The sequence below is a fragment of the Streptomyces sp. NPDC047453 genome (genome assembly GCF_040643155.1).
Taxonomy (GTDB): Bacteria; Actinomycetota; Actinomycetes; order Streptomycetales; family Streptomycetaceae; genus Streptomyces.
Map to the genome: position 1 here is coordinate 1 of NZ_JBEYTS010000015.1, position 21,161 is coordinate 21,161.

At 72.9% G+C, this 21,161-nt stretch carries 23 protein-coding genes and 2 pseudogenes; 9 read left to right on the forward strand and 16 right to left on the reverse strand.

The genetic code is table 11. The features are described from left to right. A pseudogene (locus tag ABZ818_RS16020) lies at nucleotides 1-95 on the forward strand (gas vesicle protein); the annotation flags it as partial. Between the two features lie 109 nt (nucleotides 96-204). Here the strand turns inward: ABZ818_RS16020 and ABZ818_RS16025 are convergent. Next, entirely contained in the window at nucleotides 205-1,314 is a 1,110-nt protein-coding gene (locus ABZ818_RS16025; RefSeq protein WP_361414624.1) for an enolase C-terminal domain-like protein, read from the reverse strand. 72 nt (nucleotides 1,315-1,386) lie between these two features. Between ABZ818_RS16025 and ABZ818_RS16030 the strand changes: the two genes are divergently transcribed. Next, the gene (locus ABZ818_RS16030; RefSeq protein WP_361414626.1) at nucleotides 1,387-1,977 is read left to right on the forward strand and encodes a YceI family protein; all 591 of its coding nucleotides are present in this window, start codon (nucleotides 1,387-1,389) and stop codon (nucleotides 1,975-1,977) included. Between the two features lie 34 nt (nucleotides 1,978-2,011). Here the strand turns inward: ABZ818_RS16030 and ABZ818_RS16035 are convergent, their stop codons facing one another. The 7 genes from ABZ818_RS16035 to ABZ818_RS16065 all read right to left on the reverse strand — a co-directional run bounded on the left by ABZ818_RS16035 (nucleotide 2,012) and on the right by ABZ818_RS16065 (nucleotide 7,183). After that, entirely contained in the window at nucleotides 2,012-2,947 is a 936-nt protein-coding gene (locus ABZ818_RS16035) for a ThiF family adenylyltransferase (RefSeq protein ID WP_361414628.1), read from the reverse strand. Between the two features lie 5 nt (nucleotides 2,948-2,952). Next, nucleotides 2,953-3,132 carry a hypothetical protein gene (locus tag ABZ818_RS16040; protein WP_361414630.1) on the reverse strand — a complete coding sequence of 60 codons (180 nt, stop codon included), beginning with the start codon at nucleotides 3,130-3,132 and terminating at the stop codon, nucleotides 2,953-2,955. A gap of 131 nt (nucleotides 3,133-3,263) precedes the next feature. Continuing rightward, nucleotides 3,264-3,446: a GNAT family acetyltransferase gene (locus tag ABZ818_RS16045; RefSeq protein WP_361414632.1), complete on the reverse strand. Its 183-nt coding sequence runs from the start codon at nucleotides 3,444-3,446 to the stop codon at nucleotides 3,264-3,266. Between the two features lie 371 nt (nucleotides 3,447-3,817). After that, nucleotides 3,818-4,309: a hypothetical protein gene (locus tag ABZ818_RS16050; protein WP_361414634.1), complete on the reverse strand. Its 492-nt coding sequence runs from the start codon at nucleotides 4,307-4,309 to the stop codon at nucleotides 3,818-3,820. 31 nt (nucleotides 4,310-4,340) lie between these two features. Then, entirely contained in the window at nucleotides 4,341-4,844 is a 504-nt protein-coding gene (locus ABZ818_RS16055; RefSeq protein WP_361414636.1) for an SHOCT domain-containing protein, read from the reverse strand. 147 nt (nucleotides 4,845-4,991) lie between these two features. Then, a complete protein-coding gene (locus ABZ818_RS16060) occupies nucleotides 4,992-6,350 on the reverse strand; it encodes a hypothetical protein (RefSeq protein ID WP_361414638.1) in 1,359 nt (452 codons plus the stop codon). A 170-nt stretch (nucleotides 6,351-6,520) separates the two neighbouring features. Continuing rightward, nucleotides 6,521-7,183, reverse strand: a complete 663-nt coding sequence (locus tag ABZ818_RS16065) for an HdeD family acid-resistance protein (RefSeq protein ID WP_361414640.1) — start codon at nucleotides 7,181-7,183, stop codon at nucleotides 6,521-6,523. Between the two features lie 201 nt (nucleotides 7,184-7,384). Between ABZ818_RS16065 and ABZ818_RS16070 the strand changes: the two genes are divergently transcribed. Next, nucleotides 7,385-7,975 carry an ion channel gene (locus ABZ818_RS16070; RefSeq protein WP_361414642.1) on the forward strand — a complete coding sequence of 197 codons (591 nt, stop codon included), beginning with the start codon at nucleotides 7,385-7,387 and terminating at the stop codon, nucleotides 7,973-7,975. Between the two features lies 1 nt (nucleotide 7,976). On the opposite strand, the gene ABZ818_RS16075 is transcribed toward ABZ818_RS16070, so the two are convergent. From ABZ818_RS16075 to ABZ818_RS16090, 4 genes and pseudogenes are all read right to left on the reverse strand, one after another. Continuing rightward, nucleotides 7,977-8,174, reverse strand: coding sequence for a hypothetical protein (locus ABZ818_RS16075; RefSeq protein WP_361414644.1), 198 nt, complete (start codon nucleotides 8,172-8,174; stop codon nucleotides 7,977-7,979). A gap of 120 nt (nucleotides 8,175-8,294) precedes the next feature. Further along, on the reverse strand, nucleotides 8,295-8,432 hold the full coding sequence (locus ABZ818_RS16080) for a hypothetical protein (protein WP_361414915.1): 138 nt from the start codon (nucleotides 8,430-8,432) through the stop codon (nucleotides 8,295-8,297). Nucleotides 8,433-8,686: 254 nt separating this feature from the next. Further along, nucleotides 8,687-8,998: pseudogene (locus ABZ818_RS16085) on the reverse strand (hypothetical protein); the annotation flags it as partial. Nucleotides 8,999-9,003: 5 nt separating this feature from the next. Beyond that, on the reverse strand, nucleotides 9,004-11,664 hold the full coding sequence (locus ABZ818_RS16090) for a LuxR C-terminal-related transcriptional regulator (RefSeq protein ID WP_361414646.1): 2,661 nt from the start codon (nucleotides 11,662-11,664) through the stop codon (nucleotides 9,004-9,006). A 200-nt stretch (nucleotides 11,665-11,864) separates the two neighbouring features. On the opposite strand from ABZ818_RS16090, the gene ABZ818_RS16095 reads away from it, so the two are divergent. Both ABZ818_RS16095 and ABZ818_RS16100 read left to right on the forward strand, forming a co-directional pair. Then, nucleotides 11,865-12,224: a DUF779 domain-containing protein gene (locus ABZ818_RS16095; protein ID WP_361414648.1), complete on the forward strand. Its 360-nt coding sequence runs from the start codon at nucleotides 11,865-11,867 to the stop codon at nucleotides 12,222-12,224. A 159-nt stretch (nucleotides 12,225-12,383) separates the two neighbouring features. Further along, on the forward strand, nucleotides 12,384-12,578 hold the full coding sequence (locus ABZ818_RS16100) for a hypothetical protein (RefSeq protein WP_361414650.1): 195 nt from the start codon (nucleotides 12,384-12,386) through the stop codon (nucleotides 12,576-12,578). A 15-nt stretch (nucleotides 12,579-12,593) separates the two neighbouring features. Here ABZ818_RS16100 and ABZ818_RS16105 read toward each other — a convergent pair whose 3' ends face one another. The 4 genes from ABZ818_RS16105 to ABZ818_RS16120 form a co-directional block, all read right to left on the reverse strand. After that, on the reverse strand, nucleotides 12,594-13,691 hold the full coding sequence (locus ABZ818_RS16105; RefSeq protein ID WP_361414903.1) for an acyl-CoA dehydrogenase family protein: 1,098 nt from the start codon (nucleotides 13,689-13,691) through the stop codon (nucleotides 12,594-12,596). A 5-nt stretch (nucleotides 13,692-13,696) separates the two neighbouring features. After that, nucleotides 13,697-14,878: an acyl-CoA dehydrogenase family protein gene (locus tag ABZ818_RS16110; RefSeq protein ID WP_361414652.1), complete on the reverse strand. Its 1,182-nt coding sequence runs from the start codon at nucleotides 14,876-14,878 to the stop codon at nucleotides 13,697-13,699. Next, the gene (locus ABZ818_RS16115) at nucleotides 14,875-15,852 is read right to left on the reverse strand and encodes an NADPH:quinone oxidoreductase family protein (RefSeq protein ID WP_361414654.1); all 978 of its coding nucleotides are present in this window, start codon (nucleotides 15,850-15,852) and stop codon (nucleotides 14,875-14,877) included. Before ABZ818_RS16115 ends, ABZ818_RS16110 begins: the two co-directional genes overlap by 4 nt. Before the next feature lie 93 nt (nucleotides 15,853-15,945). Further along, nucleotides 15,946-16,530, reverse strand: a complete 585-nt coding sequence (locus ABZ818_RS16120) for an XRE family transcriptional regulator (protein WP_361414656.1) — start codon at nucleotides 16,528-16,530, stop codon at nucleotides 15,946-15,948. Nucleotides 16,531-16,621: 91 nt separating this feature from the next. Between ABZ818_RS16120 and ABZ818_RS16125 the strand changes: the two genes are divergently transcribed. From ABZ818_RS16125 to ABZ818_RS16140, 4 genes are all read left to right on the forward strand, one after another. Beyond that, nucleotides 16,622-17,602 (forward strand): NAD(P)/FAD-dependent oxidoreductase, encoded by a 981-nt coding sequence (locus ABZ818_RS16125; protein WP_361414658.1) that lies wholly within the window; start codon nucleotides 16,622-16,624, stop codon nucleotides 17,600-17,602. Nucleotides 17,603-17,684: 82 nt separating this feature from the next. Then, a complete protein-coding gene (locus ABZ818_RS16130; RefSeq protein ID WP_361414660.1) occupies nucleotides 17,685-19,223 on the forward strand; it encodes an ATP-dependent DNA ligase in 1,539 nt (512 codons plus the stop codon). After that, on the forward strand, nucleotides 19,220-19,693 hold the full coding sequence (locus ABZ818_RS16135) for an NUDIX domain-containing protein (protein ID WP_361414662.1): 474 nt from the start codon (nucleotides 19,220-19,222) through the stop codon (nucleotides 19,691-19,693). The genes ABZ818_RS16130 and ABZ818_RS16135 overlap by 4 nt, the downstream gene beginning before the upstream one ends. A gap of 77 nt (nucleotides 19,694-19,770) precedes the next feature. Continuing rightward, on the forward strand, nucleotides 19,771-21,156 hold the full coding sequence (locus ABZ818_RS16140) for an NADP-dependent succinic semialdehyde dehydrogenase (protein ID WP_361414664.1): 1,386 nt from the start codon (nucleotides 19,771-19,773) through the stop codon (nucleotides 21,154-21,156). The last annotated feature ends 5 nt before the right edge of the window (nucleotides 21,157-21,161 follow it).

Here is a 21,161-nt window from a genome sequence, read left to right on the forward strand (position 1 = left end):
GCGTCAACGGCCCCCTGCCGCCGTACAGCTTCGTCGAACCCGGCCCCGCCGAACCCGCGAGCACCACGGCCGGAGCCGACACAGGAGCGGGGTGAGACGACGTCCTCGCCCGGGTGAAGGCCGCGTAGCGGGCCGGCCCGCGTCACCCCTGAGCCGCTGATCCGGATCGTCGTCGCGCTCGTCGCCATCGGTCTGCCGGCGAGGTCAGTGCACGCGGAACGGGCGCGCTCGCTCGGCGTTGAGGGCCAGTCCCAGGCCGGGCTCTCCGCCACGGCCGACCGTAAGGGCACCTCCCGCGGGGTCCAGCACGCCGTCGAAGAGGAGCCGTTCGATACGAACGTGGTCGTGGAACCACTCCAGGTGCCGCAGGTTGGGGACGGCGGCGGCGACATGGGCGTGGGCGTGCGGTGCGCAGTGGCCGGAGATGTCCAGGCCGTGGGCCTGGGCGAGGGCGGCGACGCGTAGCCAGACGGTGACGCCGCCGCATCGGGTCACATCGGCCTGGAGACAGTCGACGGCACCGGCGGCCAGCATGTGGGCGAAGTACGGGAGCGCGTAGCCGTACTCCCCCGCCGTGACCTCGGGAGTGATCCGACCGCGCAGGGCGGCGAGCGTGTCGAGGTGGTCGGAGGAGACGGGTTCCTCGAACCACGTCACTCCCTCGTCGGCGAGCGCGGCGGCCACCCGCACGGCTTGCTTGGCGCTGTAGCCGCCGTTGGCATCCACGTACAGGTCGGCCGCATCGCCGATGCCGGCGCGGGCCCGCGCCACACGCCGCCGGTCACGGCTTTCGCGCTGTCCCCAGGACTCCCCGATCTTGATCTTGACGCGGGGAATGCCCTCCTCCTCGACCCAGCCCCGTAGTTGCCGGTCCTGCCGAGGGTCGTCATAGGTGGTGAAGCCTCCGCTGCCGTACACGGGTACGTCCTCGCGCGTCGCGCCGATGAGCTGGACGAGGGGGAGGCCGAGCATCCGGGCCTTGGCGTCCCACAGGGCGATGTCGACGGCGGAGACGGCCTGTGCCGCGATGCCGGGCAGACCGGCGTTGCGTACGGCGCGTTGCATGGCCTCGTTCAGGTACGGCACGTCGAAGATGCTGGTGCCGGTGACCACGTCGGCGAGCAGGTCGTCGACGACGCGCGCTGTCGCCGCGGGGGCGTAGGTGTAGCCGAGCCCGGTGACGTCGCCGCAGCGGACGGTGGCGAGGACGAGGGTGGTGCTGTCCCAGGCGAACGTCCCGTCCGCTTCGGGCCCGTCGGTCGGAACCGTGTAGACGGCACTGTCCAGCCGGTCCACGGCCTGCTTCCCGGTCACCGATGCTCCTCGGCGTCGCATCTGTCCACTGGCCGACCGAGTACCCCTGGCTCGTCGTCTACAGTCGGAATTGTGGTGCTGAGCGAGGGAACGTACGGGTTCGGATCGCCGTCCGGTCGGCTGCTGATCAGGACCAGCCGCGCGGGGCTCGGGCGGAAGGCAGGGCACGATCTCACGCTCGAAGCCACCCGGTGGTCCGGGGAGGCGGTGGTCGTCACGGGTGATCCCGGGAAGTCGTCGGTGACCGTGACGGTCGAGGCGGGATCGTTGACGGTCCGGGAGGGGACGGGAGGGCTCAAGCCCCTCACCGACGCCGACAAGGCGGAGATCAAACGACTGCTGGAGGGCGAGGGCCTGCTGCACACCGCGCAGCACCCCGTCATCGCCTTCCGCTCCACGAGCGTCACGGGAACGCCGGAGTCCTTCGAGATCACGGGAGACCTCACGATCAAGGGCCGGAGCCATCCGGTGACCGTGCACGGGGGCGGCGACGGGGACGGAATGGTGTGCGGCTGGGCCACCGTCACCCAGTCCACCTGGGGGATCAAGCCGTACAGCGCGTTCCTGGGTGCGCTGAAACTGGCCGACGACGTCCGGATCGAGTACGCGGTGACCGGACTCGAACCGCCCCCCGGTCCCGGGCCTGCCGCCGAGCAGCCATAAAGGGCCGACACGCGCACTCCCGGCGTCGCCGGCCCTACATGGGCTTGCCGTGGACGACCGAGACGATGAACAGGACCACGATGCACAGCACGACGGCGGCGAAGACGGGCCAGCCGCGTCCGCCGTCCTCGCCGGGCCGCCCGCCCGTTCCCTCGGCGGCCAATGCCGGGGAGGAGGCCACATGGCGCCAGCCGTGGCAGGCGGCGCAGGGCCGGGACGGGAAGGGGACCCGGACGTTCCGGCTGCTCAGCCCCATGGTGGGGAAGGTGGCCCGGACACCGGGCGAGGTGGGCGTCAGTCCGTGCAGGTAGATGGCGGTGCGCTGATGATCGAGGATCGCCGAGCGGTCGTCGTCGGGGTGTGCCAGCGCGGTCACGACCTGGGCCGTGGCCAGGGCGACGAGCTGGATGTCCACCCGGGCACCGCGGGCCGCCTGGGTGTCGGCGGTCCCCTGCCGGAAGGCCACCGCGCACTCGTAACAGGGTGTACGCCTGCCGGGGAGCACCCACAGGATCTCGCCGACCTCGGCGTCACGGATCCTGGGGTCCACCCAGACCGCCGGATACACCGCGGGCCTGCCGACCGCGAGGGCCACGCGGTTGACGTGGCGCTGGCACACGGCGGAGTCGGTCGCCGCCACCACCACGTCCGCGCCGCCCACCAGCGACCGCTGCTCGTCCGCGGGCAACGCGAGGAAGTCCGCGTGATGGCCGGTGGCGTCGCAGGAGGGGAAGTCGCGACGGATCTTCGCAGCCAGTGCCAGGGCTTTGGGCCGGTCCAGGGCGGGGGCACCGAGCGGGTGGCGGATCAGGTTCTCCACCGCGAGGGTGTCGGGGTCGACCAGCCGGAGCGGGCTGAATCCGATCCGGGCGAGTTCCTCGGCGAGGAATCCGCCGACCGCTCCCGCGCCGACGATCAGCACCGCTCCCGTACGCCGGTGGTGGCGCGCCCAGACGCGGTCCTCGGGCAAAGCGGTCAATCGAAGGTCCAGCGAGCCACGCGAACCGGGCCGGGCCCGGTCTGCTCGTCGCGGTCGGAATCCTCCTCCGGCCTCAGCTCCCCGGTGTCGGCGTCGAGGAACCACTGACGCTCACTGGCGCGTTCCTGTTCCTCCGTCAGTTCGACCTTCTGCAGGGTCTCCGGTGCTGTACCCACGAGAATCCCTCCCGCCTGGTCTCTTGAGGTTCCTGCATCGCCCTTTCCACGCTACGCGCCGGTATGGGCGCCGCATCCCGGGAGCGGAGCGACCGGCAGCGTACGGCTGGTCGGCCCCCTCCCGGGCCGGATCAGTCCTGCGTGGGCGACCGGACGAGCTTGATGCCGACCCCCAGCAGGCGTACCGCCGTTCCGACACCGCAGAGGTCGGCCAGGGCGAGGAGCGCCGGTTCGGCGGCCGGCAGCAGAAGCCGCAGACCGCGCTCGGTCACGGCGGGCACAGAGAGCCGGGGCAGCGTGATGGTGATCGTCATGAGGCACCTCCGCCTGATCGGCACCCTCAGCGCACCGGCGGCGACCACGATCGCCGCGCGGCACCTCGAGTCGAGGCAGGCCGTCAGGCGGCGGTACGGTGCCCGCCGGACGCCTCGGGTGCGACGGAATGGGAGCTGGGACTACTGCTGCAGGGACTCATCCCGTTCACCTCCTCGGGCTCGCGGCGGACACATCCGGCAGGGGTGAGGCACACCCTCCGCCCAGCGTACGACCGCTCCCGACACGATCGCCTGCCGAAGCCCTCCCCCGCTGCTCCGGGGCGCTGGCGGGCCCAGCGTCTCCCGGCGCGCGTCGGCGCGGCCCGGGCGATGTGCTCGCCCGAGCCGCGCCGGTCGGCTCGCCCGGCCCCTCACGGGTTGCGGGGCGGGGCGGTTCCGGTGGTGGAGGAGGTGGAGGGTGTGGAGGACGCGGCGGTGGTGGGAGCGGCCGGGGACTCCTCGGGCCGCAGCACGCACAGGGCCCAGATGATGAACCCGGAGAACGCGATCATCACGACCGCCCAGACCGGGTAGTACGGCAGGGACAGGAAGTTGGCGAGGATGATCAGCCCGGCGATCGTCACACCGGCCACGCGCGCCCACATCGCCGTCTGGAACAGCCCGATGCTGACGATCACGGCGAGCACCCCGAGGACGAGGTGGATCCAGCCCCAGCCGGTGAGGTCGTACTGGAAGACGTAGTTGCGCGTGGTGACGAAGACGTCGTCCTGGGCGATGCCCATGATCCCGCGGAAGATGTCGAGCACTCCGGCGATCATCAGCATGACGGCGGCGAAGGCCGTCAGGCCGGTGGCCCATGCCTGCTTCGCCGGATGCGGCCGTGCGGTGTGGGTCGCGGTCATCTTCTCCCTCGTTTCGTCTCGTCCGGCGTGTTCATCGACGGCCGGGAGTGGAGCTGACGGAGCTGTCGGGGCTCTCGGGGGTGGAGGTCACGGAGGTGGCGCGCCCCTCGGGGACGCCGCTGGTCAGGATCATCTCCTTGGCCCGGGCGAACTCCTCGTCGGTGATGTCTCCACGGGCGCGCAGGTCGGACAGCCGGGCGAGTTCGTCGACCTTGGACCCGCCCCCGCCGCCTGCCGCGGTCTGCCGGATGTAGGCGTTGAAGGCCTCCTGCTGCTCACGCGCCTGTGCGATCTCCCGGCGGCCCATGCTCTTGCCGCGGGCGATGACGTAGACGAGGACGCCGAGGAACGGCAGCACGATGCAGAACACCAGCCACCCGGCCTTGGCCCAGCCGTTCAGGCCGTCGTCGCGGAAGATGTCGAGGATGACCCGGAAGAGCAGGACGAACCACATGATCCACAGGAAGAACCAGAGCATTGTCCAGAAGGCGCTCAGCAGCGGGTAGTCGTACGCGACGTTCATCTGCGTGCTCATTTCTCTTCTCCGTCCCGGGCCTGTGCCCGGGCACGCTGTCTGCCCCCTGTCAGCGTGCGCACGGCAAGGCCCGGGCGCCTCACCCGATGCGGGTGACCGTGCGGCGCCGCCGTGGTGCCTCGCCGCGCGGCCCTGGGGCTCGGGGGCTCAGGACGTCGCGGGGCGTACGCCGCCGGATCCCGCGGAGTCGGCGGGACCCGTGGCCGAGGCGAGGACGGCCAGGAGGATCAGGACGGCGAGGACGACGCACAGGACGAGTGCGACGACCGCGACCGTGGGGTGGTTCCAGAGCACCAGGGCGAGCGCGCCGGCCGCGATGACGACGCCGGTGGTCCACTTCCGGTGGGCGTCCAGCCAGTGTCCGGCCGTGCCGGTGTGCACTCCGGCACGGCCGAGTGCCTCGCCGGCTGCGCCGGTGCTCCGCCGGGCCAGCGTCCGCACCCCGCCAGCCGCGCGTCCCGGGCCGTACAGGTAGGCGGCCAGCGCCGTGATCACGGCGACGACCAGGAGGGTGCGCGCGCTGTCGCGGAGGAACCGCACCAGGGTGTCGTAGATGACCGCGGCGGCGTCCGGGGGCAGTGTGGTCGGCGGGACGGAACCGAGGTAGACCCGGCGGGCCACGGCCAGGGCGATGAGCAGGACGATCATCATCGCGCCCACGCCGATGGCCGTGACCTGCAACATCAGCCGGTGCGACGGAGCCGTCCACACGGTCAGCGCGGCGAGCACGATGGTCACCACGGGCAGCCAGACGCCGACGATGTCGAGCAGCCGCATGGCGTCCTGGGCCTTGCTCAGCTTCTCGGTCCTGAACAGCGTGATCGAACGGTCGGGTGCGGGTATGACCGAGGCCTTCCGGAAGCCGGCGCGCTCCAGCTCGTGCTTGACCTGGTCGACGACGACCCCGATGTCCAGTTGCATGGTGTCGCCCTGGGCCCGTACGGCGCCCTTCTGATTTCCGGTGAGGACGTTCATCAGCGCCATCTGCGCCCGCCTGTTGGCGGTCACCCAGACCTCTTCGAAGACGTCGCTGGTGATGACGCGCTTGACGACACGGTGCACCACGTCGGTGACGGCACTGCGCAGCGGGCCGGTCAGCACGGTGGAGCTTTCGACGACGCGCGGCGAGGCCCCGGACTTCCTGAGGGCGTCGGTCAGCGCCGCGGTCACCGCGTTCACGTCGATGTTGTCGACGACTCGCTTGGTCAGCCGGTCGGTCACGGCGTTCTGCACGGCCGGTTCGCGGGCCAGGGGTGTGACGGTCTGGACGTAGCGGTCCGTGTCGGCGACCGTGTCGTGCACCCAGGCCGCGACGATGGCCAGGGGGGCGAACACCAGCGTCACCACCAGCAGGACCGTGGCGCCCGCCCGGCGCAGCCTCCGTTGCTTGACCGCGGCGGTCCGGCGGAGCCGTTCGTACTCGGCGTACTCCGCGGGGGTCAGGGAGCGCCGGGGCTCCCCTGCGCTCCCCCGGGCCGGCGGGACGGGGGCGTCGGCGGGGGCCATGGATCCTCCTTGGTCGTCGTGTGCGGGGCAGCGCGCCACACGGCGTGCGCACGGTGTGAACCGCTCGTACGGGGACCGCCCGGACGGGGGCTGGACGGCCGAGGGCTGGACGGCGGGCGTGCTCCCCCGGACCGGCGCGGCGGGCGGACTACGAGGGGGGCTCAGGGGGCTCAGACCATGGCCGCGGGCCCCGACGGGGTCCCCGTGGCGGCCCTGCGCAGCGCCGACCGCCAGGCGAAGGCGACGCCCAGCTCGACCAGGCCGAGCAGCACGAGCCACAGGCCGAGCAGCCGGGTCAGCACCAGGGCCGACTGCGTGGGCAGCGCCAGCACCACGATGCCCGCGACGATGCCGAGCGCCGCCGCGCCGAGGAGCACGCCGCGGTGGGGCAGGCTCCGGAAGGCGAGCGCCGTGTAGGCGGTGAGCATGCCGGACAGCAGCCAGACGATCCCGACGATCAGCGAGAGCGCGGCGATCGTCTGCAGCGGGTGCCTCAGGCACAGCACCCCGGCGAGGACGAACAGCACCGCGACCAGCAGCCGCGGCAGGCGCTCGCCGTGCTCCTCCCGGGAGAACGCGGCGACGAACCGGAACGCGCCGGTCACGAGCAGGTACAGCCCGATCACGATAGCCAGGACGTGCAGGGTCTCGTTCGGCCAGGCGAGCACGATGATCCCCGGCACCAGCGTCGCCAGCGCCGAGCCCAGGAGCCAGGACCACGAACTGCCGAGGCCCGCCAGCATGTCGGCGGGGTCGCCCGCCGGGTGGGGGCCCGTCCCGCCGGGCCTGTGTTCCGTTCCGGCATGCGATGCCGAACCACGCGACACGGTCATGGCTCCTCCTCGCGGGGATCGGTTGCAGGTCGCTGCCGGACCGCCGACGGGACGGTGTGCGGGGACCCGTACGCCAGCGTCCCGCGGGTCGGTGTCCCACGGGTCACCCATGGGGGGTGATCCGTCCCCCGCGCTGCCGCGTTGATCTGGATGCGGACCTGTGCGCGCGTTTCCCGGACAGCGGAACCGGAGGGACACGAGATGAGCGACTCGGCAGCTCCTCGCACCCCGGACACCGCGGGGAGGCGCCCACCGCGGCGGGACCGGGAGCAGCATGTGCCCCGGTCGGCGGCCGTCCTGGTGCTCGCTCGCTCGGTGCTCGTCACGGCCGGTCTGGTGACGGCGTACTACCTGCTGCCGATGGACGGCCGGGCCTCGGCCACCACGGTGATCCTGCTCGGGCTGGGGCTGTTCGGTGTCGCGCTGTTCTTCGCGTGGGAGGTGTGGTCCATCGCCCGCTCGCCGTACCCCCGGCTGAAGGCCGTGGAGGCGCTGGCGATCACGCTTCCGCTCTTCCTGCTGCTGTTCGCCGGCGCCTACTACCTCCTGGACCACTCCGACCCCAGCTCCTTCACCGAGCCGCTGACCAGGACGGACGCCCTGTACTTCGCGCTGACCACGTTCACCACCGTCGGGTACGGCGACATCACGGCGCGGTCGCAGACGGGGCGGGTGCTGGCCATGCTCCAGATGACCGGCGGGCTGCTGCTCGTGGGTGTCGCGGCACGGGTGCTGACGGGTGCGATCCAGACGGGTCTGCGCCAGCAGCACCGCGACCGGCCGCCCGGGTAGCTCACTCCGGGACGCGGCGCATCTCCAGGACCCGCAGGCCCAGTGACTGGCAGCGGGCCAGCAGCCCGTACAGGTGCGCCTCGTCCACGACGGGTCCGAACAGGACGGTCTGACCGGACATCACCACGTGGTCCAGCTCCGGGAATGCCTTGGTCAGCGTCTCCGACATATGCCCGTCGACGCGGATCTCGTAGCGCATCAGCCGCTCCCACGGTGGCCTGGGGACGGGCGTACCACGCCCCCTGTCCGAGGGTCCGCCCGGCCGGGCCGCCCGGGCCTCACCCGGCGCAGGTGATACGGCAGGTGCGTGCCTCCCGTGTCAGTGGGTGAGGACGACCTTGAACACGAGGATCAGCAGCCCGATCACCAGGTTGACCGCTGCCGTGCCCGCGACCAGGCCCCACGAGGCGCCGGCCCGGCGCGCCGCGGCCGCCGACCAGCCCACCTGGCCGGCCACGGCCACGGCGAGCGCTAGTGCTGTGGCCGGAAAGGTTTGCCGGGAAGCTCGCGGCGTCCGGTGCTGGGGGTACCTCCCACGCCGTTCAGGCTGTGGGGGAGCATCGCAAGGCGGAGCGTCGCCCGCGTACTGGATGTACTCGGGTGATGCGACAACGCGGCGTGGGGGTACCCCCGGCCGAAGGCTGAGGGAGTGCCGTGCCGGGCGTCGCGAGCCGGCGAACCTTTCCGCTCGCAGCACTAGCGGATCGGCATGCCCGACAGGTCCAGGCCGAACAGCGGGCTGACGGTCAGCGCGAGGGCGGGCGGCAGGGCCGCCTCGGCGATCGGCCACTCGTCGCGGCACACGTGCAGGACGGTGCCGCGATCCGGGTGGCGCTGGGCCAGGCGGGCACCGAACAGCTGGGCGTGCACGTGCCCGAGCCAGAACACCAGGCCGGTGAGCACCAGCAACAGTGCCAGTTGCAGCCGCGGGAAGTATTCCGGTACCCCGGCGCCGACCACCACGGAGGCGGCGAGCATGGACCCGTACACCCCGCCGGTGTAGTCGGTGTGGGCCCGTCGCAGGCGGTTCACAGCAGGCGCAGGTCGCGGGCCCGGTGCACCGCTTCGTTGCGCCGGTTGACGCCGAGCTTGCGGTACACGCTCTTGAGGTGGGTCTTGACGGTGTTGACCGACACGAACAGGTCCGCGGCGATCTCCTCGGTCGTCATCATCAGCGCGAGCCGCTGGAGCACGTCCCGCTCGCGGCCGCTGAGCCGGTCGACGACCAGGGCGGGCGGGCGGCCCGTCCCCGGCTCGGTCCCGGGCGGGGGACCCGGGCGGGCCGGCGGCCGGGGGAACGCGTCCGTGTCCAGCAGGCGGCGCAACCACGGTCCGGCCTCGTGGAAGGGGCGCCGCAGCCGCTCGTTGCGGGCCTCCAGCAGTGCGCGGGTCGCCAGCCGGCGCGCGGTGGCGTGGTCGCCCTGCCGGCCGGTGGCCTCGGCACGCACGAGCAGGGCCCGGACCGTGACGGCGGGACCGCTGCGCTGCCCGGCGGGAAGCGCGTCGAGCAGGTCCAGGGCGGTGCCCGGGTCACCGGCGGCGAGGTGGGCGCGGGCGGCCGCCACCGTGCAGGCGGCGTCGTGACCCACGGCGTCCTCCAGCACCTTCACGGCCAGCTCGGGGCGGCCCTCGGCGAGATGGGCCGCGGAGACGACGAGCGCGGTGTGGGCTTCGGCCCAGGGTGAGGCCACGGCGGCGGGGACGGCCGAATCGGCGGTCTCCAGGGCGGCCCCGGCCTCTCCGCGGGCCAGTTGGAGCCGTGCCCGCGCGATGACCAGGCCGGCGGCCGCCACGGGATCCCACGGCACCGGCTGCGGGGCCGTCGCCCGGTCCAGCAGGGCCTGGGCCTCCCCCAGTTCGTCACGGTCGACGGCCAGCGCGGCCAGCACCAGGTGGCCGAGTCCGGAGCCGGTCGGCTCGGTCAGGCTGAACCGTTCCGCGTCGGCGAGTGCCGCCACGACCTTGCGTTCCGCGCGCGTGGGCCAGCCGGTCAGGTAGTCGATGAGCGCGAGCTGGCTCAGGGACTCCTCCCGGGGCAGCGCCGTGGCCCCGTCGGAGCCGGCCGCCGCGGCGGACAGCGCGGCCCTGGCGTCCTCGAAGCGTCCCGCCCACAGGCGGGCGGCGCCCAGGTGGGTCTGCAGCAGGGCGGCGAGTTCGGGGTGCTTGTCCAGGAGTTCGGCGGGGAGGTCCTGTTGCAGCTCCCGCGCCGTCCGGGCGGCGTGTTCGGCCCGGCCCGGGGCGCCGGTCAGCCGGGCGGCGAGGATGTCCAGGAGGGTGAAGCTGAGCCGGGCCGCCGCCATGTTGGCACCGGCGCGGGCCAGTTCTCGACGGGCGTGTTCCAGGTGCGGGAAGGCGTGGCCGAGGTCGCCGTCGGACAACTCGCGCGCCGCGCGGACGAGGTCGGCCTCGGGGCCGGTGGTCTCGGGGGTCATCCGCGAGAACAGCTCGCCCAGGTCCCCGGAGCGCAGGCCGGTGAAGAACTCCCCGATCGCGAGGTCGTCCACCAGGGCGCGGGCGGTGAACCGCCAGTCGCCGGCCGCGGCGCCGTGGGCGAGCGTCTCGGGCAGCGGCCCGGTGTGCCGCAGCCACTCGGCGGCCCTGCGGTGCAGTTCGGTCTCCAGGTTGGGGAACCGCACCCGCAGGTGCGCCGCGAGGATCTCCGCGAAGAGCGGGTGGAGGCGGTACCAGGAATGGCCGAGGTGCTCCACGAACGCGTTCGCCCGGTGCAGCTCGGCCAGGATGGGTTCGGCGTCCCGACGGCCTGCGAGCGCGTTGGCCAGGTCGGGGCAGAACCGGTCCAGGACGCTGACCCGCAGCAGCAGGTCCTGGGTCGGGGCCGGCTGTCTCTTGAGCACCTCGGCCAGCAGGAAGTCGGCGATCGTGCTCTGTCCGGCCTCGAACTCCTTGAGGTAGGTCTCCGGGTCGCTGCTCTGCTGCGCGGCCAGGGCGCACAGCCGCAGGCCCGCCGCCCAGCCCCGGGTGCGCTCGACGAGCGCGCGGGCCGCGTCGCGGCCGAGCCGCAGCCCGTGCAGTTCGAGCAGGGTCCCCGCCTCTTCCGGGGTGAAGGCCAGTTCCGCGTCCCTGATCTCGGTCAGGGTGCCGTCCGCGCGGTAGCGGTGCAGGGGCAGCGTCGGTTCGGTGCGGGTGACGAGGACCAGGTGCATGCCCTGTCCGGCGTGGTGCAGGACGAAACCGAGCTGATCGGCGATCTCCGGTGCGGTCACCCGGTCGTACTCGTCGAGGACGACGACCACGGGCCGGTCGCGGCCGTTCAGCCGCGCGGCGAGCCGGGCGAGCAGGCCGTGGTCCACCACTCCGGCCTCGGCCGGGCAGCCGACGTCGCGGATCTCGTGCGCCCCGCACGCGCGCAGGGCCTCCAGCAGGTAGGCCCAGAAGACTCCGGGTGCCTGGTCGGTGGTGCCCGCGGTGAGCCAGGCCACCGGCCGTTCCAGGTGGGCGGCCCAGTCGGCGACCAGCAGCGTCTTGCCCGCACCCGCGCCGCCGTTGACCATGGTCAGTGGTGTGGCCAGTGCCTGGTCCAGGTGATCGAGCAGGCGCTGCCGACGCAGGAACGTGGCCGGCGGTACCGGCACGGCGAACCGGGTTCGCAGGAACGGGTCGCCCAGGGGATCGAGGCCCGCGGCCGTCGGCCCGGGACTGTTGTCGCCGCATTCGAACACCGCGCTCACCACCACCGGTCATGTCATGGGCAGCGCTTCTCCCGCTCAGGATCTCAGTGATCGCCCGTACGCGCGCGTCGCGAGGGGGCACGGCGGCCCGACGTCGTACGGCAGGCCCCCGGGAACGCGTGCCGTGCAACCTTGTCGCAACCTCCGTGCTGCTTGCCTGGGTCCGGCTTCTTCTTCCGCGGCGGCGAAGGACGGCGACGATGTACGAGGAGATCCCCCGTGTGGAGTTCACCCCCGCGGCGGCCGGCCTGGTGCGGCGGCTGAGCGAGGCGCACGGGCCGCTGATGTTCCACCAGTCCGGCGGCTGCTGCGACGGAAGCGCGCCGATGTGCTACCCGGACGGCGAGTTCCGTACCGGGGGTTCGGACGTGCTGCTCGCGGAACTGGAGGTCGAGGGGGTGGACCGGCCGGTTCCGTTCTGGATGTCGCGCAGCCAGTACGAAGTGTGGAGCCACACCCGGCTCATCGTCGACGTGGTGCCCGGACGGGGCAGCGGTTTCTCCCTGGAGGCACCCGAGGGAGTGCGCTTCCTCATCCGCTCCCGTGTCATCGAGGCCTGAGCCCCGCACCGGACATCACGTTCCGGAACACAGGGCGCGGTTCCGGTACGGCGGCAGAACCACACGTTCGGAGGACACGTCTCCCGCACGGCCTGACCCTCCGCTGCGCCACACTTGCGGCCGAAAGCCGCGAAGTGGGCGTGGCGGAGGAGGACGACGATGGCCATTTCCATCTCTGTGGTGCTGCTGCTTCTGCTCCTTGCGGTGATCTTCGTGCGCAACTGCGCGCTGAAGTTCTCGCACGCCCTGGTCTGCGTCCTGCTCGGCTTCTTCCTTGCGGGTACGAGCATGGCGCCCACCATTCACGAGGGCCTGATCGCCACGGCGCAGATCGTCGGCAGCCTGCACCCCTGACGCCCGGCCCGGGGGTCAGGGCGCTTCGAGGCCGACCAGCCGGGCCAGCGCCTCGCGGTGGGCGCCCGCGGTGCCGTACGCGATCGAGTCCGCCTTGGCCCGCTTCAGGTACAGGTGGACCGGATGCTCCCAGGTCATGCCGATGCCGCCATGCAGTTGCAGCGCCTCCTCGGCCGCGTGGACGGCGACGGGCCCCGCGTAGGCCTGGGCGACGGCGACCGCCACGTCGGCGTCCTCCTCCCTGGCGAGCGCGTCGGCCGCGGACCGGGCGGCGGCGCGGAGGCCGGCGACCTCCAGCCACAGCTGGGCGAGCCGGTGCTTGAGCGCCTGGAAGCCGCCGACGGGCCGGTTGAACTGAGTGCGCTCCTTCAGGTAGCGCACGGTCTCGGTCAACGTCCAGTCGGCGAGGCCGAGTTGTTCGGAGACGAGCAGTCCGGCGCCGGCCCGCAGCGCCCGGTGCACGGCGGGCCCGGCGTCGCCCAGCCGGCGGCCCCGTACGGCGTCGAGGGAGACGGCCGCGAGCGGCCGGGTCAGGTCCAGCGACACCTGCGGGGTGATGGTGGCGTCGTCCGCGTCGACGGCGTAGAGCGCGCCGTCCTCCGCGGGCACGAGCAGCACGTCGGCGACCGCCGCGTCCGCGATGCCCGTCAACTCCCCGTGCAGCAGCCCGGATTCCAGCCGTACAGTCCTGAAGGCGCCCGGCGCGGTGTGCAGCCCGACCGCGAGGGCGCCGATCGCACGACCGGTCGCCAGGCGGGACAGGAGCCCGACGCGGTCCTCGCCCGTGCAGGCCAGCAGCGCCTCGGTGGCGACCACGGCGCTGGTGAGGTACGGGACGGGAGCCACCGCGCGGCCCAACTCCTCCAGGACTACGGCCGCTTCGCGGTGTGAGGCGCCCTGGCCGCCGTGCTCCTCGGGCACCAGCAGACCGGCCAGGCCCATGCCGTCGGCGAGCGTCTTCCACAGCGCGAGGTCGTGCGGGGCGTCCGTCTCGGCGCGCGCGATCACGTCCGCCGGGGCGCAGTGGTCGGTGAGCAGGTCCCGGACGGCGGCGCGCAGCGCCTCTTCCTCCTCCGAGTACAGCAGGTCGGGTTCGGCGCTCGTCATGTGCATCGCGCTCATCGGGCAAGGTCCTTCCAGGCGACGTCCTTGTCGGTGCGCGGCTCGGCGGGCAGTCCGAGGACGCGCTCGGCGACGATGTTCAGCAGGACCTCGCTGGTCCCGCCCTCGATACTGTTGCCCTTGGCGCGCAGATAGCGGTAGCCGGCGTCACGGCCGGTGAAGTCGACAAGTTCGGGACGGCGCATGGTCCAGTCGTCGTACAGCAGCCCCTCTTCGCCGCGGAGTTCGACCTCCAGGCCGCTGATCTCCTGGTTGAGGCGGGCGAAGGCGAGCTTCATGCCGGAGCCCTCGGGGCCGGGCTGGCCCGCGGCCAGTTGCTGGCGCAGCCGCTCGCCGGTCAGGCGGGCGACCTCGGCCTCCACCCACAGGTTCAGCAGCCGCTGGTGCAGGTCGTGGGTGCGCAGCTCCGGGCGCTCGCGCCAGGTCCTCGCCACGGGGCCGATCACGCCGCCCTCGCGCGGCAGCCGCATGCCGCCGATGGACACGCGCTCGTTCATGAGCGTGGTCCGGGCGACCCGCCAGCCGTCGCCGACGTCGCCGAGGCGGTGGGCGTCGGGGATGCGCACGCCCGTCAGGAAGACCTCGTTGAACTCGGCCTCTCCGGTGATCTGGCGCAGCGGTCGCACCGCGACGCCGGGGTCGGTCATGTCGCAGAGGAAGTAGGTGATGCCCTGGTGCTTGGGCAGCTCGGGGTCGGTGCGGGCGATGAGAATGGCCCAGCGGGCGAGGTGCGCGCTGGAGGTCCACACCTTCTGGCCGCCGACCACCCAGGTGTCGCCGTCGCGGACCGCCCGGGTGCCGAGGGCGGCCAGGTCGGACCCGGCGCCCGGTTCGCTGAACAGCTGGCACCAGACCTCCTCCCCGGTCCACAGCGGCCTGAGGAAGCGCCGCTTCTGCTCGTCGGTGCCGTGGCGCAGGATGGTCGGCGCGGCCATGCCGAGGCCGATGCCGATGCGGCGCGGGTCGTTGTCCGGGGCACCCGCGGCCGCCAACTCGGCGTCCACGACGGCCTGGAGGGAGCGGGCGGCGCCGAGCCCGCCGAGGCCTTGTGGGTAGTGCACCCAGGCGAGCCCGGCGTCGAATCGGGCCCTGAGGAAGTCGAGCGTGCCGGTGGTGGCCGGCGGGTGCGCGGCCAGCAACTCGCCGGTACGGCGGCGCAGTTCGTCGGCGTCGGTCATGCGGCGGCTCCGTTCTCGAGGGCGGGCACCACGGCGACGCGGCCGGTGGTGGCTCCGTCGGCCACCCGCTGGGCGGCGGCCGCGGCCCCGGCCAGCGGCACCCGCTCGCTCACCAGCGGCTTGATCGCGCCCCGGGCGGCCAGGTCGGTGAGCTGCTCGTGGCAGTGCCGGACCAGCTCGGGGTTCCTGGTGTTGTACAGGCCCCAGTGCAGGCCGACGATCGAGTAGTTCTTGACGAGTGCGTGGTTCAGCGCCGGGCTGGGGATGGTCCCGCCGGCGAAGCCGACGACGAGGATCCGGCCCTCGAAGGCGACGGCCTTGGCGGACTGGGCGTAGGCCGTGCCGCCGACCGGGTCGTAGACCACGTCCGCGCCCCGGCCGCCGGTGGCCTCCTTCACGGCGGCGACGACGTCCTCGGTGTGCCGGTCGATCACCACGTCGCAGCCCAGCTCGCGGGCCACGGCGGCCTTCCCGGCACCGCCGGCGACACCGATGACCCGGGCGCCGGCCGCCTTGCCGAGCTGCACCGCCGCGCTGCCGACGCCTCCGGCGGCGGCGTGGACCAGCAGGGTCTCGCCGGCCTCCAGGCGCGCCCGGCGGTGCAGGCCGAACCAGCCCGTCTGGTAGCCGATGTGCAGGGCGGCCGCCTCGGCGTCGTCCAGCGCGTCGGGGGCGGGCAGTACGGCGTCGGTGGCGGCGACCGCGTACTCGGCGAAACCGCCGTGCGGCAGCTCCGGGTTGGCGATCACCCGGCGGCCGTCCTCCGTCTCGCCGCAGATCTCCACGCCCGGGGTGAAGGGCAGCGGCGGCCTGACCTGGTACTGGCCGCGGCACAGCAGCGCGTCCGGGAAGTTGATGTTGGCGGCACGCACCTTGAGCAGGATCCGGCCCTCGCCCGGGACGGGCGGCGCGGTCTCCTCCAGCCGCATCACCTCGCCCGGCTCGCCGTTGTCGTGCACTCGCCATGCCTGCATGCGCCGCCTCCAGGGGGACCGCGTCGTCGCGTCGTCTGACCGGGGTCGATCGCATACTAAGCAGTCGCTTGCCTGTCGGGGAACACCCCGCGGTCAGCCGTCCTCGCCACCGCGCGCCGGCCGCGCCCGTACGTGCATGCGCTCGCCCTGCGGCCCGAACAGGCTCAGGAACTCCACCGGCCCCTCCCCCGTCGACCCGAACCAGTGCGGTACGCGCGTGTCGAACTCCGCCGCCTCCCCGGCCGTGAGCACCACGTCGTGCCCGCCCAGCACCAGCCGCAGCCTGCCGGACAGCACGTAAAGCCACTCGTAGCCCTCGTGGGTCCGCGGGTCCGGTTCGAGCCTGCGCCGCGGTTCCAGCACCTTGAACGCCTGAAGGCCGCCCGGCTGCCGGGTCAGCGGCCAGTGGGTGCGGCCGCCGCGCACGATCGGCTCGGCCCGGACCCGCGGATCGCGCACCGGAGGGGCTCCGACCAGTTCGTCCAGCGGCATCCGATGGGCCTGGGCGATTGGCAGCAGCAGTTCCAGACTGGGCTTGCGCAGGCCCGCCTCCAGGCGTGACAGGGTACTGACGGAGATTCCGGTCGCCTCCGCGAGGGCGGCGAGGGTGACCTCCCGTTCCTTGCGTATCCGGCGCAGCCGGGGGCCCACGTCGGCCAGAACGTCCTCGATGCTCATGCCTCGATACTGCTGCCCTGGTTGCCGAACCGGCAAATGCGTTTGTCAGTCCGGCACCGGACCGGCGACCTTCTCGGTGGAGGTGGTCACCATGACCGAGAAGAGTGAGAAGACCGAGCCGGCCGAGAAGTACGAGGCCGTCGTCGTCGGAGGCGGCGCGGCGGGCCTGTCCGCCGCGCTGGTCCTCGGCCGGGCCCGGCGGCGCACGCTGGTCGTCGACGCGGGCGAGCCGCGCAACGCGCCGTCCGCGCACATGCAGGGCTTCCTGTCCCGGGACGGTATGTCCCCGGAGCGGTTCCTCGCCGCCGGCCGCGAGGAGATCGAGCGGTACGGGGTCGAACTGGTCCGGGACCGGGCGGTGGAGGCCGTCCGGGACGCCGACGGTGAGTTCGACGTGACGCTGGCCGGCGGGCGCACGGTCCACGCCCGGCAGATGGTCGTCGCCACCGGCCTGAAGGACGAGCTCCCTGCGGTCCCGGGCCTCGCCGAACGCTTCGGCCGCGACGTCCTGCACTGCCCGTACTGCCACGGCTGGGAGGTGCGCGACCAGGCCTTCGGCGTGCTCGCCACGACCCCGCTGAGCGTCCACCAGGCGCTGATGGTGACCCAGTGGTCCAAGGACGTGACGCTCTTCCTGCACCGGGTCGCCGAGGACGAGCTGAACGACGAAGACCTGCGCCGACTGGCCGCGGCCGGCGTCCACGTGGTGCCCGGCGAGGTGGCCGGGATCGTCGTCGAGGCGGACCGGCTGACCGGGGTCCGCCTCACCGACGGCACGACGCACGCCCGCGAGGCGCTCTTCGTCGCGCCGCGCGCGCTGCCGCAGACCGACCTCCTCCAGCAACTGGGCGCCGAACTCCGCGAGACGCCGTTCGGCGCCTTCCCGGTGATCGACGAACGGGGCCTGACAACCGTCCCGGGCCTGTGGTCCGCCGGAAACGCGAGCGGCTTCGCCGAACAGGTGATCAACGCAGCCAGCCGCGGCTACCGCGCCGGCGCCGCGATCAACGGCGAACTACTGTTCACCGACCTCGACGCGGCGGTGACGGCGGGGAGCACGGCCCGGGTGTAGGGGGCGCCCGGGTGCAGGGCGGCGCCCACGTGCAAGGCGATGTCCGGGTGTAGGACGGCGTCCCGCGTTGCACCATGGCTGCATGTTGCTCGCGCGGTTGGCTCGGGTTTCGCGGGAGGTTGCTGCTGCCTCGGCTCGGTCCCGGAAGATCGTTCTGCTTGCGGAGTTGTTCCGGGAGGCGGGGGCGGAGGATGTGCCGGTCGTCATTCCGTATCTGGCGGGCCGGCTGCCGCAGGGGCGGCTCGGGGTGGGCTGGAAGGTGCTCGGCCGCCGGGTCGTCCCGGCCGCCGAGGCGTCTCTCACCGTGCGCGAGGTGGACGCCCGGCTGAGCGAGCTCGGTAAGGTCTCCGGCACCGGATCGCAGGCGGAACGCTCCCGGATCGTCGGCGAGTTGATGAGCGCGGCGACCGAGGACGAGCAGCGGTTCCTGCTGGGGCTGCTCACCGGCGAGGTCCGGCAGGGGGCGCTGGACGCCATCGCCGTCGAGGCGCTGGCCGGGGCGACGGGCGCGCGACCGGCGGACGTGCGGCGGGCGGTGATGCTGGCCGGATCGTTGCAGACGGTGGCCCAGGCCCTGCTCGCGGACGGCCCGCCGGCGCTGGAGCGCTTCCGGCTCACCGTCGGCCGCCCGGTCCTGCCGATGCTGGCGCACAGCGCCTCCTCCGTGGCCGAGGCGGTCGAAAGGCTTGGCGCGTGCGCCGTCGAGGAGAAACTCGACGGCATCCGGGTCCAGGTCCACCGGGACGGCGACACCGTACGGGTGCACACCCGCACCCTGGACGACATCACCGACCGGCTTCCGGAACTGACGGCAGCCGCAAGGGAGTTGAACGGCGAGCGGTTCATCCTGGACGGCGAGGTCATCTCCTTCGGGGCGGACGGGCGGCCGCGCTCGTTCCAGGAGACCGCCGGACGCGTGGGCTCGCGCGTCGACGTGGCCACGGCCGCCGAGGCGGTCCCCGTCTCCCCCGTCTTCTTCGACGCGCTGTCGGTCGGCGACCGCGACCTGCTCGACCTGCCGCTGACCGAGCGCCACTCCGAGCTGGCCCGTCTGGTGCCGGAGCCGATGCGGGTCAGGCGCACCCTGGTGTCCGGACCGGACGACGTGGGCGAGGCCGAACGGTTCCTGGCCGAGACACTGCGGCGCGGCCACGAGGGCGTGGTCGTCAAGGCCCTCGACGCCGGCTACAGCGCGGGCCGGCGAGGCGCGTCCTGGCTCAAGGTGAAGCCCGTGCACACCCTGGACCTGGTGGTCCTGGCCGCCGAGTGGGGCCACGGCCGCCGCACCGGCAAACTCTCCAACCTGCACCTGGGCGCACGCACCGCCGACGGCGGCTTCGCGATGCTCGGCAAGACGTTCAAGGGCATGACGGACGCGATGCTGGCCTGGCAGACCGAGCGGCTGGGCCGGCTCGCCGTCGAGGACGACGGCTGGGTGGTGACCGTACGCCCCGAACTCGTCGTCGAGATCGCCTACGACGGCCTGCAGCGGTCCACCCGCTACCCCGCGGGCGTGACCCTCCGCTTCGCCCGGGTCGTGCGCTACCGCGAGGACAAACGGCCCGAGGACGCGGACAGCGTCGCGACGCTGCTGGCCGCGCACCCGGAGGTCGCGCCATGAGCGCCCGGCGGGGCCGGCGCAGTGCCGGCCTGCTGCTGTACCGGCGCTTCGGCGACGGCCTGGAGGTGCTCCTCGGACACATGGGCGGCCCCTTCTTCGCCCGGCGGGAGGCGGGGGCGTGGACGGTGCCGAAGGGCGAGTACGACCCGGAGGAACCCGCGTGGGAGGCGGCCCGCCGCGAGTTCCGGGAGGAGCTGGGGCTGCCGCCGCCGGACGGGGAGGCCGTGCCGCTGGGCGAGGTCCGGCAGACGAACGGCAAGACCGTCACCGCCTGGGCGATCGAGGGCGACCTCGACCCGGCGGCGATCGTCCCGGGCACGTTCACCATGGAGTGGCCGCCGCGGTCCGGACGCACCCAGGAGTTCCCGGAGCTCGACCGGGTGGCCTGGCTCGGTCTGGACCGGGCCCGCGAGGTGATCGTCACGGCCCAGGCCGCGTTTCTCGACCGCCTGGCCGAGCACTCGCTCTGACGAGGACCTCACGCGTTGCGATCGGCACCGCGGCGCGGGAAGGTCGAAGCACAGCCCGCTCCCCGGGGAGGTCAGCCATGTCCATCGCCACGGTGAACCCGGCCAACGGCGAGACGCTCAAGACGTACGAGGCCATGGGCGAGGAGGAGATCGAGCGCCGGCTCCAGCTCGCGCAGGCCACGTTCCGTACGTACCGGACGACGGCCTTCGCCGAGCGGGCGCGGCTGATGAACAGGGCCGCCGCCCTCCTCGACGAGGACCAGGAGGAGATCGCCCGTGTCATGACCACGGAGATGGGCAAGCCGGTCAAGCAGGCCCGCGCGGAGGCCGCGAAGTGCGCCAAGGCGATGCGCTGGTACGCCGAGCACGCCGAGGAACTGCTCGCCGACGAGCGGCCCGCCGAGTCGGACGTGAAGGACTCCGGGGCCTCCCGCGCCCTGGTCCGCTACCGGCCGCTCGGACCGGTGCTGGCCGTCATGCCCTGGAACTTCCCGCTGTGGCAGGTGGTCCGCTTCGCCGCGCCCGCCCTGATGGCCGGCAACGTCGGCCTGCTCAAGCACGCCTCCAACGTGCCGCAGACGGCCCTGTACCTGGAGGACCTGTTCCACCGGGCGGGCTTCGCCGAGGGCTGTTTCCAGACCCTGCTCATCGGCTCCGGAGCGGTCGACGACATCCTGCGCGACGAGCGCGTGAAGGCGGCCACCCTGACCGGCAGCGAGCCGGCCGGGCGGGCGGTGGCGTCCACCGCCGGGGAGATGATCAAGAAGACGGTGCTGGAGCTGGGCGGCAGCGACCCGTTCATCGTGATGCCGTCCGCCGACATCGACCGGGCCGCCGGGGTAGCGGTGACCGCGCGCGTGCAGAACAACGGCCAGTCCTGCATCGCCGCCAAGCGGTTCATCGTGCACACGGACGTCTACGACGCCTTCGCCGAGCGTTTCACCGCCGGTATGAGGGCGCTGCGGATCGGCGACCCGTTGCAGGAGGACACCGAGGTCGGGCCGCTGTCCAGTGAGCGGGGCCGCGCGGACCTGGAGGAGCTCGTCGACGACGCCCGGCGCGGCGGGGCCCATGTGATGTGCGGTGGCGAACGGCCCGACCGGCCCGGCTGGTACTACCCGCCGACCGTGCTGTCCGGCATCACCCGCGAGATGCGCATCCACCGCGAGGAGGCGTTCGGTCCGGTGGCCACGCTGTACCGGGCGGCCGACCTCGACGAGGCGGTGCTCATCGCCAACGACTCGCTCTTCGGCCTGAGTTCCAACGTCTGGACCGAGGACGAGACCGAGGTGGAGCGGTTCGTAAGGGACCTGGAGGCGGGCGGGGTGTACTTCAACGGGATGACCGCCTCGCACCCCGCGTTCCCGTTCGGGGGTGTGAAGCGGTCGGGGTACGGACGTGAGCTGTCCGGGCACGGAATCCGCGAGTTCTGCAACATCACCACCGTGTGGCACGGGGCGTGAGCCTT